3 protein-coding genes are annotated in these 12,170 nt (G+C 76.0%); all 3 read left to right on the top strand.

What is annotated here, in order from left to right; all coding sequences use genetic code 11:
* Window positions 1–11: 11 nt before the first annotated feature.
* From ACZ7D7_RS03520 to ACZ7D7_RS03510, 3 genes are read left to right on the top strand one after another with little or no spacing between them, the layout of a single operon-like run.
* On the top strand, window positions 12–8,963 hold the full coding sequence (locus tag ACZ7D7_RS03520; RefSeq protein ID WP_470821986.1) for an SDR family NAD(P)-dependent oxidoreductase: 8,952 nt from the start codon (window positions 12–14) through the stop codon (window positions 8,961–8,963).
* 12 nt (window positions 8,964–8,975) lie between these two features.
* Window positions 8,976–11,345, top strand: coding sequence for a beta-ketoacyl synthase N-terminal-like domain-containing protein (locus tag ACZ7D7_RS03515; protein WP_470821984.1), 2,370 nt, complete (start codon window positions 8,976–8,978; stop codon window positions 11,343–11,345).
* A complete protein-coding gene (locus tag ACZ7D7_RS03510; RefSeq protein WP_470821982.1) occupies window positions 11,342–12,166 on the top strand; it encodes a thioesterase II family protein in 825 nt (274 codons plus the stop codon). Before ACZ7D7_RS03515 ends, ACZ7D7_RS03510 begins: the two co-directional genes overlap by 4 nt.
* Window positions 12,167–12,170: the final 4 nt, after the last annotated feature.

Here is a 12,170-nt window from a genome sequence, read left to right as displayed (position 1 = left end):
GGAACCGATCCATGCCGGACACCAGCGCCTCCGACGCACCCCGCCAGACCCCCCTCACCCGGGCGCTCGCCACCATCCGCACCCTGCGCCGACAACTCGACGAACAACAGGGCGGCCAGGCGGTCGCCGTCATCGGCACCGGGCTGCGGCTGCCCGGCGGGATCGACGACCCGGACGGCTACTGGGCCGCCCTGATGGCCGGGCGCGATCTGGTCGGCCCGCTGCCGCCGGGCCGCAAGGGCCCGTTCGCCGCCCAGTGGGAAGGGCTTCCGCAGCGCGGCGGGTTCCTGGACGAGGTGCTGGACTTCGACGCCGGGTTCTTCGGCATCAGCCCGCGCGAGGCCCGCCACCTCGACCCCCAGCACCGGCTGCTGCTGGAGGTCAGCTGGGAGGCACTGGAGAACGCGGGCGTGCCCGCCGACCGCCTCGGCGGCACCCGCGCCGGCCTGTATCTCGGCATCATGTGGCAGGACTACCGGGAGTGGCTGCTCGGCGCTCCCGACGCCTACTGGACCACGGGCAACGGCCACAACTTCGCGGCCGGCCGAGTCGCCTACGCGCTCGGCCTGACCGGGCCCACCGTCTCCGTCGACACCGCCTGCTCCTCCTCGCTGGTGTCCGTCCACCTCGCCGTGCAGGCGCTGCGGCGCGGCGAGTGCGAGATCGCCCTCGCCGCCGGCACGAACCTGATCATGTCGCCGCGCTCGATGCGGCTGGTCCAGGAGACCCGTTCCCTCGCCCCGGACGGCCTGTGCAAGTCGTTCGACGCCCGCGCCAACGGCTTCACCCGGGGCGAGGGCTGCGGCGTCGTCGTCCTCAAGAGGCTCGACCACGCGCTCCGCGACGGCGACCCGGTCCAGGCCGTCATCCACGGCTCCGCCGTCAACCAGGACGGCCGCTCGGGCGGGTTCACGGCCCCCAACGTCCTCTCGCAGAGCGCCCTGCTCGAACAGGCCCTCGCCGACGCCCGGCTGGAGCCGGCGGACATCGGCTACGTCGAGGCGCACGGCACCGGCACCGCGCTCGGCGACCCGATCGAGATGGAAGCGCTGGCCACCGTGCTCGGCCGCCGCAACGGCGGTGCCCCGCTCACCGTCGGCGCGGCCAAGACCAACCTCGGCCACCTGGAGTCGGCGGCGGGCGTCGCGGGCCTGGTCAAGGCGATGCTCTCGCTGCGGCACCGCCGGTTCGCCCCCCTGCTGCACTTCCGCACCCTCAACCCGCGCATCGACCTCACCGGCACGCGGATCAGCCTGCCCGTGGAGGCCACCGACTGGCCCGCGGAGAGCGGCCGTTACGCGGGTGTCAGCTCGTTCGGCATGAGCGGCACGAACGCGCACGTCGTGCTCGGCGCACCCGAGGACGCCCCGCCGCCGACGCCGGCCGAGGTCACGGGCTTCGACCTGTCGGCACGCACGCCCGAGGCCCTGCGCGAACTGGCCGCCCGGTACGCCGACCGGCTGGACGGGGTGGCCGCCGCCGACTACGCCGCCTTCGCCTACACGGCCACCGAGGGCCGGGCCCGGCACGACGTACGCGCCCGCGTCGAGGCGCGTGATCCGGTGGCGGCAGCCGCGGCCCTGCGTGCGCTGGCCGGGGGCGAGGACTGCGCCGCCGTGCGCCTCGCACCCACGACCGACCTGCCCGTACTGCCCCGCCGGGTCCTCGCCCTGCCCACCTATCCGTGGCAGCGGCAGCGCCTCGAACCCGAGGGTCTCACCGCGACACCGGACGAACGGGAAACCGACGAACCGCCCACCCGGCACCGGTTGGTGTGGCAGGACCACACACCGGCCGGGACCGTCACGCCCCCCGGGACCGTTCCCGGGCCCCTGCTCCTCGCCGGGGACGACGACACGCTGCTCGAACTGCTCGCCGGGCGGGCGGACGCCCTCGGGCACCGGGGGACCGTGCTGTGCGACGGCGCGCCGGACCTGCCCGGGCAGTGGCAGCGGGCCGCGCTGCCCGCCGACCGCGCCGCCTGGTCGGCCCACTGGTCGGCCCACCCCGGCCCCGCCACCGTGGTCCTCGCCTTCCGCCCCGTGGACCTGCCGGCCGGGCCCGGCGCGGACGACGCACCGCGGGAGGCGTCCGACCCGGCCGTCCCCGCCGCGCTGCTGTGCGCCGCGGTCACCGACGCCGTCGTCTCGGCCGCCGCCTCCGGCTCGCGGGTGCACGCCGTGACCCGTGCCGTGCGGCGCACCACGGACGACGAGCCGACCCTGGCCACGCAGCACGCGTCCCTGCACGGCCTCGCCCCCGTCCTCGGCCTGGAGTTCGGCGCCGCCTGGGGCGGCCTCGTGGACCTGCCGGCCGACCCGGACGCGGCGGACGCGGCGGCCCTGCTGTCCCTCGTCACCGCCGCCGACCGCACGGAAGACCTGGCCGCCGTACGCGCCGGGACCGTGCGGGTGCCGCGGCTCGCACCCGCCGACGACGCGCCCCCGGCCCCCGCCGACCTGCGCGAGGACGCGACGTACCTGGTGACCGGGGCGCTCGGCGGCGTCGGGCGCCGGCTGACCGCCGAGCTCGTCGATCGCGGCGCCCGCCACCTGCTGCTGATCGGACGCCGCCCGGAGGCCGAACTGGGCGCCGCCGCACGGGACTTCCTCGGCGAACTGGCCGACCGCGGCGTGCGTGCCGTCTACCGGGACGGCGGCTGCGACACCGCCGAGGCACTCGCCGCGGCCTGCACCGCCCTGTCCGCGCTGCCCCCGGTGCGCGGCGTCGTGCACGCCGCCGGCACCCTCACCCGCACCCCCGCCACCGGCCTCACCGCCGACGGATACGCGGCGGAGCTGCGCGGCAAGGCGGCCGGTGCCTGGTGGCTGCACCGGGCCTCGCTCGCCTGGGAACCGGACTTCTTCGTCCTGGTCTCCTCGGTCTCGGCCGTGTGGGGCACCGAGGACTGCGCCGCCTACTCCGCCGCCAACGGCATGCTGGACGCCCTCGCGGCCCACCGCGCCGGCCTCGGCCTGCCCGCCGTGTCCCTCGGCTACGGCCCCTGGGACCTCGACGACGACGGCGCGTCCGGCATGGCCGACGCCGAACTGCTCCAGCGGTCCCGGCGGTTGGGGGTCGGCGCGTTCGACGCCGCCGCGGGGCGCGCCGCACTGACGACGAGCGACCCCGGCGCCGAGGCCCACCTCGTCGCCTGTCCGCTCGACCTCGCCCGGCTGCGCACCGTCATGGCCGGCCTGCGGCCCCGCGGACTGTTCGGCACGCCCGGCACCACGCCCGCGGCCACCCCGCGCGAACCGTCCGTCGCCGCCCGCCTGCTCGCCCTGCCCGAACGGTCCCGCCCCGCCGCCGTCCGTACCGAGGTGGCCCGGCTGCTCGCCGCCCAGCTCGGCCACGCCGGAGCCGACGACATCGACGAGACCGTGGGCTTCCTCGACCTCGGCCTGGACTCGATCACCGCCGTCGACCTGGCCGGGCGGCTCGGCGAGGCCTTCGGCTTCCCCGTGCCCGCCGGTGACGTCTTCGACCACCCCACCGTCACCCGCCTCGCCGACCACCTCGTCGGCCGGCTGAACGGGACCCCCGCTTCCGGCGCGGTGCCGACGAGACGGCCGGCACCGCCCGCCCCCGTCCCGGCCCCCGCGCTCGCGAGCCCCGGTCCGTCCGGCCCCGCGACCGCGCCCACCGCTCCCGAGCCGATCGCGATCGTCGGCATGGCCGGCCGGTTCCCGCAGGCGGACTCCGTCGAGCAGTTGTGGGAGCTGCTGCGCGAGGGCCGGGACGGCATCACCACGGTTCCCGACGACCGCGAGGCCCTGGCCGGCCTGTCCGGCGGACCGTCCACCACCGACCAGGGCGGCTTCGTACGCGACCTGGACCGCTTCGACGCCGCCTTCTTCGGCATATCGGCGCGCGAGGCGGAGAACCTCGACCCCCAGCAGCGCCTCCTCCTCGAATCCGCCTGGCACGCGATGGAGGACGGCGGCATCGACCCCGAGCGCCTGCGGTCCACCCGCACCGGCGTCTTCGTCGGCATCAGCTACGCCGACTACGCCAGGCTGCTCGCCGACGGCGGCCCGGACAAGGTCGACGCCTACTACAGCACCGGCACCGCGCTGAACGCCGCCGCGGGCCGCCTCGCCTACACCTTCGGGCTCACCGGCCCGGCCGTCGCCGTGGACACCGCCTGCTCCTCCTCCCTGGTCGCCGTGCACCTCGCCGTGCGCTCGCTGCGCAGCGGGGAGAGCGAGACGGCGCTCGCCGGCGGGGTCAACCTCCTGCTCGACCGGGCCTCCTGGACCGCCGTCAGCCGTGCGCACATGCTGTCGCCGGGCGGACGCTGCCGGACCTTCTCGGCGGACGCCGACGGCTTCGCCCGCTCCGAGGCGTGCGGCGTGCTGGTGCTGAAGCGACTGGCCGACGCCCGGCGCGACGGCGACCGGGTGTACGCCGTGATCCGGGGCAGCGCCATGAACCAGGACGGTGCCTCCTCCGGGCTCACCGCGCCCAACGGCGCCGCACAGGAGGAGATGCTGAAGGCCGCCCTCGCCGACGCGGACGTCGCCCCGGCCGACGTGTCCTACCTCGAGGCGCACGGCACCGGCACCTCGCTCGGTGACCCGATCGAGATCGGCGCCGCCTGGCGGGTCCTCGGCGAGGGACGCCGACCGGGGCAGAACCTGCTCGCCGGCTCGGTCAAGAGCAACGTCGGCCACTGCGAGTCGGCGGCCGGAGTGGTGTCGCTGATCAAGACGGTGCTCGCCCTCCGGCACGACCTCATCCCGGGCAACCTGCACTTCAAGGAGCCCAATCCGCACGTGGCCTGGTCCGAGATGGACGTCCGCGTCGTCGACGCCCCCACCCCGTGGCACCGTACGGACGCGCCCAGGATCGCGGGGGTCTCGGGCTTCGGCTTCACCGGCACCAACGCCCACATCGTGCTGTCCGACCCGCCCGTACCCGCCCCGGCCCCCGAACCCCCCGCGGGCGACGACGCGCCCACCTGTCTGCTGCCGCTGTCCGCCCCCGACGAGGCGGGCCTGGCCCGGCTCACCGAGGCCTGGGAGCGGGAGCTGGCCGGCGCCGAGGACGCCGATCTGCCGCGGCTGGCCGCCGTCGCCGGAGCCGGCCGCAGCCACTTCCCGTACCGGCGCGCGCTGCTGGGCCGCACCCGCGACCAGCTGCTCCAGGCACTGCGGGAGCAGGCGCCCGTGCGCGCGGGGGCCCGCGCGCCGCGGGTGGCCTTCCTCTTCTCCGGCCAGGGCAGTCAGTACTTCGGCATGGGCCGCGAACTGTACGAGACGGAACCGGTCTTCCGTGAGGTCTTCGACCGGTGCGACGCGGCCCTGGCCCCCAGGCTCGGGACGTCCCTCACCGAGCTGATGTTCTACGGCGAGGACCGCGACGCGATCAACGAGACCCGCTGCACCCAGCCCGCCCTCGTCACCCTGCAGACCGCGCTGGCCGCGCTGTGGGAGTCCTGGGGCGTGACCCCTGCCGTGGTCATGGGCCACAGCGTCGGCGAGATCTCCGCCGCCGTGCACGCCGGCGTCATGGACCTCGACACCGGACTCGCCCTGATCGCCGATCGGGCCCGCCTGATGCAGCGCAGCGAACGCGGGGCGATGCTCGCCGTCGTCGCCGACGAGGAGACCGCGACCGCCTGGGCCGCGGAACACGGCCTGGACGTGGCCGCCGTCAACGGACCCGAGTCACTCGTGCTCGCCGGCGCCCCCGACGCGGTGGACGCCCTCGCGGGCATCCTGCGCGAACAGGGCGTGCGCGCCCGGCGGCTGAGCGTCTCGCACGCCTTCCACAGCCGTCTCCTCGACCCGGCGATCGACCAACTGGGCCGGGCCCTCGAAGCGTTCACCTTCCACGACCCCGACATCCCGATCGTCTCCAACGTCACCGGTCGCCTCGCCGAGCCGGGGGAGTACGACGCGGACTACTGGTGCCGGCACGCCCGCCGCCCGGTCCGCTTCCACGACGGCGCACGGACCCTCACCGGCCTGGGAATCGACCTCTGCCTGGAGATCGGCCCCGACCGCACGCTCGTGAACCTCGTCGGCAGCGCCGGTCTCGCCCCCGCCGGCGGTCTCGCGCCCTCGCTGCGCCGCGGCACGGGCGAACGCGCCGCCCTGCTCGGCGCCGCCCGCACCCTCTACCTCGGCGGCCTGCGCCTGGACTGGCGGCGCGTGCAGCCGGGCTCCGCCCGCACCGGGGGGCCGCGCTACCCCTTCGCCGACACCCGGCACTGGGCACCCCAGTGGCCCGACGCCGCGCGCCCGGCCGCCGCCCAGGGACCGGCCTGGGGCACCGAACTCAGCTCACCGGCCCTGCACGGCAGGGTCTGGGCGACCGAGCGGACCCCGGACTACCCGGCCCACCTCACCGACCACCGCCTGTTCGGCACCGTGTCGGTGCCCGGCGCGTCGCAGACCGCGACCGCCCTGTCCGCGCTCGGCTCGGACGGTGGCCGCGTGGTCCTGGAGGACCTGCACTTCCCGCGCGCCCTCGTGCTGCGCGAGAGCGAGCGCTACCCGCTGCAGGTGATCGAGGCCGAACAGGAGCACGGCACGCGGACGGTCAGCGTGCAGAGCCTGCTCGACGTCCGCCAGGGACGCTGGCAGGAACACCTGGCGGCCCGGATCGTCCCGGCGGATCCCGCGCAGGACCGGGCCGCCCCGGACCCCGGCACGTTCACGGCCACCGCCGAACGGCACCTGACCGGCACCGATTTCTACCGCCACCTGCGCACCCTCGGCTACCACCTCGGCCCGTCCTTCCGCTGGATCGGCGAGGTCTGGCTGCGCGGCGACGAGGCGCTCGTCCGCTACGACGTCCCCGACGACCCGCGCGAGGACCCGGCCGACTGGCAGATCCACCCCGGCCTGCTGGACTCCCTCCTGCAGAGCGCCGTCACCTTCGCCGTCGCCGAGGCCGACCCCGCTACGGTGACGGAGGAGGCGGCACTGGCCATCCCGTTCGCGGTGGAGCGGCTGGACTTCCCCGGCCGGCCCGCGTCCGGCGGGCAGTTGTGGGGTCACATCCGCGCCACCGCCCGTGACCCCGAGGCCGACGGCCTGATGCGGGTCCTCGCCGCCGACCTGCACCTGTTCACCGACGGCGGGACCGGCGGGACCGGCCGGAACACCGTGCTGACCGTCGACGGCTTCCGCTTCCGCCGCGCGCCCCGCGCCCTCCTGGAGAGCTCCCTGCGCGACACCCCGCGCCTGGCCTACGAACTCGTCTGGAAGGAACACCGGTTCGCACCCGCCGGGGCCGGCCCGCTGCGGGTCGCCGTACTCGGTGGCGGCGAGACCGGCCGGCGGATCGGGCAGGCGTGCGCGGCGCTCGGTCACCAGGTGGCCCACGCCCCCGCAGCGCCCGGTGACGAGCCCTGCGACCTGGTGGTCGACGCCCGTTTCGCCGCCGCGGAGGGCGGGGCCGACGAGGCGCTGGACGCCGCCGTGGCCCTCACCGACGGACTGCGGGCCGCCGCCCCCGGCATCCCGTACGCCGTCCTCGGGAGCGCGGCGGCGACCGCGGCCCCGGTCCGGGAGGCGCTGTGGGGCCTGCTCGCGGCAGTGGAGGCGGAACAGCCCGAGCGCCGCCTCGTACGCCTGACCCTCGGCCCCGACGCGGACGCCGCGACCGTGGTCGAGACGCTCGCGGCCCTCACGCACGACGGGCAAGCGGCCGAGCGCGTCGAGATCTCCGGCACCGCCGTGCGCGTCGCCCGCCTCGAACCCTGCCCCGCCACCGCCACCGCCACCGCCACCGCCACGGCCACCGCCCCCGGCCGGCCGGGGGCCGTCCTGATCACCGGCGGCCTCGGCGCGCTGGGCCTGAGCAGCGCCGGCTTCCTCGCCGAGCTGGGCGCCCCGGCCGTCACGCTGATGGGCCGCTCCGCACCGGACGCCGCCGCCCGTGCGGTCATCGCCGGACTGACCGAGCGCGGCGTCACCGTTCAGGTCGTCCAGGGCGACGTCACCGACCCGGCGGACTGCCGCCGGGCGGTCGCCGAGGCCGGCGCGACCGCCGCGCTGGGCACCGTCCTGCACCTCGCCGGCACCGCGGACGACCAGGCCTTCGCGTACCTCTCCGCCGACTCCTACCGCCGGGTCTTCGCGGCGAAGGCGCACGGCGCGGTCCACCTGGCCGAGGCGCTCGCGGACCACCCCGACGTACACCTGCTGCTGTTCTCCTCCGCCTCCGCCGTGCTCGGCTCCGCCGGACAGGCCAACTACGCGGCCGCCAACGGCTTCCTGGCCGGGCTGGCCGAGCGCCTGCGCGGCGCGGGCCGGCGGGCCACCGCCGTGGACTGGGGCCCGTGGACCCCGGACGCCAAGCAGGGCCTGGCCGGCACCGCCGCCACGGGGCAGGCGATCGCCCGCCTGGGCATCCGGGCCCTGAGCGACGCCGAGGCCGAGGAGTCCTTCCGGCTGGCGCTCGGCGGTGACCGGACCCGACTGGTCGCCGTCGGCGTGGACGCGGCCCGCTTCACCGAGCGGCGTGCGGGAACCTCCGCGGCCACGCTCTTCGCCGACCTGACGCCCCGTGCGCCCCAGCGCGACACCCAGGCGGCGCGCGGTGCCGAACCGCGCGGCTGGCTCCGCGACCACCTGGCCGGCCTGCCCGCGGAAGGCCGTGACGAGCGGCTGCGGCAGGCGATCCGGGAACTGGGCGACTCCGTGCTGGGCGGGCCGCTGAACCCGGACGACGACCTGGGGTTCACCGAGTGCGGACTGGACTCGATCATGGTCATCGACCTGCGCACCCGCCTCGCGCACGCGCTCGCCGAGGACCTCCCGGCGACCGTCGCGCTCGACCATCCCACCGTCGCCCAGCTCGCGGCGCACACGGCGCGGCTGCTCTTTCCCGCGCAACCGGCCGCCGAGACGGCGCAGGAACCCGTCGAGGACTTCCCCGGCCTGGAAGGTCTGTCGTTCGACGAACTCGTCCGAGCTGTCCAGGCGGACGTCTCAGAAGAGAGGTAGAGGGCACCGATCATGGACAAGGACACGATTCGTCGCCTGATGGAGGATCAGCTCAAACTGTCCCGGCGCCTCCAGGGCCGGGTCAGGGAGCTGGAGGACGAGCGGCACGCGCCGCTGGCCGTCGTCGGCACGGCGCTGCGCCTGCCCGGCGGGCTCGACACGCCCGACGGCTACTGGGACTTCCTGCGCGGCAGCGGCACCGCCTACGCGCCGGTCCCCGAGGACCGCCCCGGCCTGCGGGCCGTGCACGACCCGGTGCCGGGCCGCCCCGGCCGTTCGTACGTGGACCGGGCCGGGTTCCTCTCCGACATCGCCCACTTCGACGCCGAGTTCTTCGGCATCTCGCAGCGCGAGGCCCGGCTGCTCGACCCCCAGCAGCGGATGCTCCTGGAGACCACCTGGGAAGCCCTGGAACGGGCCGGCATCGCGGTACGCCGGGCCGACCGCCTCGACGTGGGCGTGTACCTCGGCATGATGGCCTCGGAGTACAGCGAACGACTGGAGGACCGCGCCGACCTCAGCCGCATCGACCCGTACTACACCACCGGCGGCGGTCTGTGCTTCGGCGCGGGCCGGGTCAGCCACGTCATGGGGTTCCGCGGGCCGGTGCTCAGCGTCGACACCGCCTGCTCCTCCTCGCTGTCCGCGCTGCACCTGGCCGTCCGCGGACTGCGGGGCCGCGAGTGCCGGTACGCCCTGGTCTGCGGCTCCAACCTGCTGCTGTCGGCCAACCTGATGGTCTCCCTCTGCCAGACCCGGGCCCTGTCCCCGGAGGGCCGCTCGAAGTCCTTCCTGGCCTCGGCCGACGGCTACGGGCGCGGTGAGGGCGTGGGGGCCCTGGTGCTGATGCGGCTCGCGGACGCCGAACGCGAGGGACGGCCCGTCCTGGCCGTGGTGCGGGGCAGCGCCGTGAACCACGACGGCGCCGCCTCCGGCCTGACCGCGCCCAACGGACCCGCGCAGCAGGAGGTGATCCGCGCGGCGCTGGCGGACGCCCGGGTCGAACCCGGTGACGTCGGCTACGTCGAGGCGCACGGCACCGGCACGGTGCTCGGCGACCCCATCGAAGTCGGTGCGCTGGACGGCGTGCTGGGCGAGGCGGTCCGGGCCCGCGGCGTGCCGCTGCCCATCGGCAGCGTCAAGTCGCGGCTCGGTCACCTGGAAGCCGCCTCCGGCATGGCCGCCGTCATCAAGACCGTCCTGATGCTGCACCACGGCGAGATCCCGGCCGCCCGTGCGGCCGAGGACGGCGAACTGAATCCGCACATCCCCTGGGAGCGGATGCGGATCACCGTGCCGGACCGCAACCAGTCCTGGCCGACGGACCTCGACCGGCGGATCGCCGGCGTCAACTCCTTCGGTATGAGCGGCACCAACGCACACGTCGTCCTGGAGGCGTACGAGCCCTCCGCCGTGGAACCGGCGGCGCCCGTCGCGGCGCACCCCGAGCTGCTCACCGTCTCCGCCAAGGACCCCGTCGCGCTGGGCGAACTCGTCGCCTCGGTCGTCGGCCACCTCAAGCGGGCCGAACCCGGCACGACGGCCTCGCTCTGCCACACCCTGCGCACCGGCCGGGCCGTGTTCGCGCACCGGATCGCCGTCCTCGGCACCGATGCCGCGGACCTGGCCGGAGCCCTGGCGGCCGCCGTCGAGCGCCCGGTGCCCGCGGCCGGCGCACAGCCGCCGCGCCGGCTGGTCCTGCTGCTCCCGGACGACAGCGGCGCGGTCGCGTCCTGCCTCGCGGCGCTGCGCGGTGCCTATCCGCTCCTCGCCGCCGGGCCGGCCGGCGATCCGGCGGCCGAACTGGGCGCGGCGCTCGGCTCGTTCGGCCTGCCGGTGCGTGTGGAGCGCGCCGACGGTCCCGTCCGGCTCTCCTGGGAGGCGGCCGGAGACCACCGGACGGTGGAGCTCGCCGATCCGGTCACCGATCTGCCGGGCGCGCTCGCGACGCTGTTCACCGACGGCGCGGACCTCCGCCTCGACCCGCTGCGCGCCCCGGCGGCACGGCTGCTCGGCGACCTGCCCACCTACCCCTTCCAGCGCCGCCGGTACTGGGTCGACGAACCCGCCCTCGGCCGGGGGGCCGACGGCCCGGGCCGGTCCGAGGCCCGCCCGAGCGCGCCCCGGCCGCACGACCCGGAGGCGGTCAAGGCCTACCTGCTGGCGGAGCTGAGCGCCGTACTGGAAGCACCCGAGGAACTCGACCCGGCACGGTCCTTCCTGGACTCCGGTGGTGACTCCTTCATGTCGACCCTGTTCATCACCCGGGTCGAGGAGAACTACGCGGTCGGCCTCACCGCCGAGGAACTGCCGCTGGACCTGCCGCTGACCGAGTTGCTCGGGCGGCTGGCGGACGACATCGTGGGCGGGGTGCGGGCATGAGCGGCTCCACCGCGGCGCCGCCGCCGACGGCGGACGCCTTCGTCCGGCCGCGGCCGGTGCACGACCCCGAACTCCGGCTGGTGGTCTTCCACCACGCCGGCGGTTCGGCCGCCCAGTACTTCCCGCTCACCCGCGCCGTGCCCGAGGGCTGGGACGTGCTGCTGCTGGACCTGCCCGGCCGCGGCAAGCGGCACGGGCGCCGGCTGCTCGGTTCGATCGCGGAACTGGTCGAGGTGACCGTGCGGGACGTCATGCCCTGGGCCGGGGCGGCGCCGCTGGCCCTGTTCGGCCACAGCCTCGGTGCCGTGCTCGCGCACGAGACCGCCCGGGTGCTGGAGGCGGCCGGCCGGGGTCCCGCCTGGGTCGGGGTGTCCGGGCGGGTCCCGCCGGGCTGGGCCGCCCCCGTCGCGCTGCCCGACCACGCCCTGTCCGACGACCAGTTGATGACCCAGCTGACCCGGATGGGCGGCATGCACCCGCGGATCGACGAACTGCCCGAGTTCCGCGAGCGGTTCCTGCGGCTGGTCCGCACCGACCTGGGCGCGGTGGCGGGTTACCGCCCCGACCCGGCCCGGGTTCCGCTGTCGGCGCCCCTGACGGCCTTCGGCGGCAGCGACGACATCTGGGCGCCGCCCGACGCGCTCGGCGGCTGGACGGCCGAGACCCGGGGTGAATTCCGGGTCCGGAATTTCGAGGGCGGACACTTCCATTTCCTGGGGCCGGACTTTCCGGCTTTCGCCGCCGAACTGGTCGAGGAGATCCGCCGGTCCGGTGCCCCGGCGCCGGACGGCCGGGGGGAACTCCTCCGGTCGACGACCTGAGATT

Source organism: Streptomyces sp. NPDC037054 (assembly GCF_055606745.1).
This window is presented reverse-complemented; position numbering and strand designations above follow the sequence as displayed.

Coding starts and splice junctions, on each gene's coding strand:
- ACZ7D7_RS03520 (WP_470821986.1), top strand. CDS start 12: ATGCCGGACACCAGCGCCTCCGACGCACCCCGCCAGACCCCCCTCACC.
- ACZ7D7_RS03515 (WP_470821984.1), top strand. CDS start 8,976: ATGGACAAGGACACGATTCGTCGCCTGATGGAGGATCAGCTCAAACTG.
- ACZ7D7_RS03510 (WP_470821982.1), top strand. CDS start 11,342: ATGAGCGGCTCCACCGCGGCGCCGCCGCCGACGGCGGACGCCTTCGTC.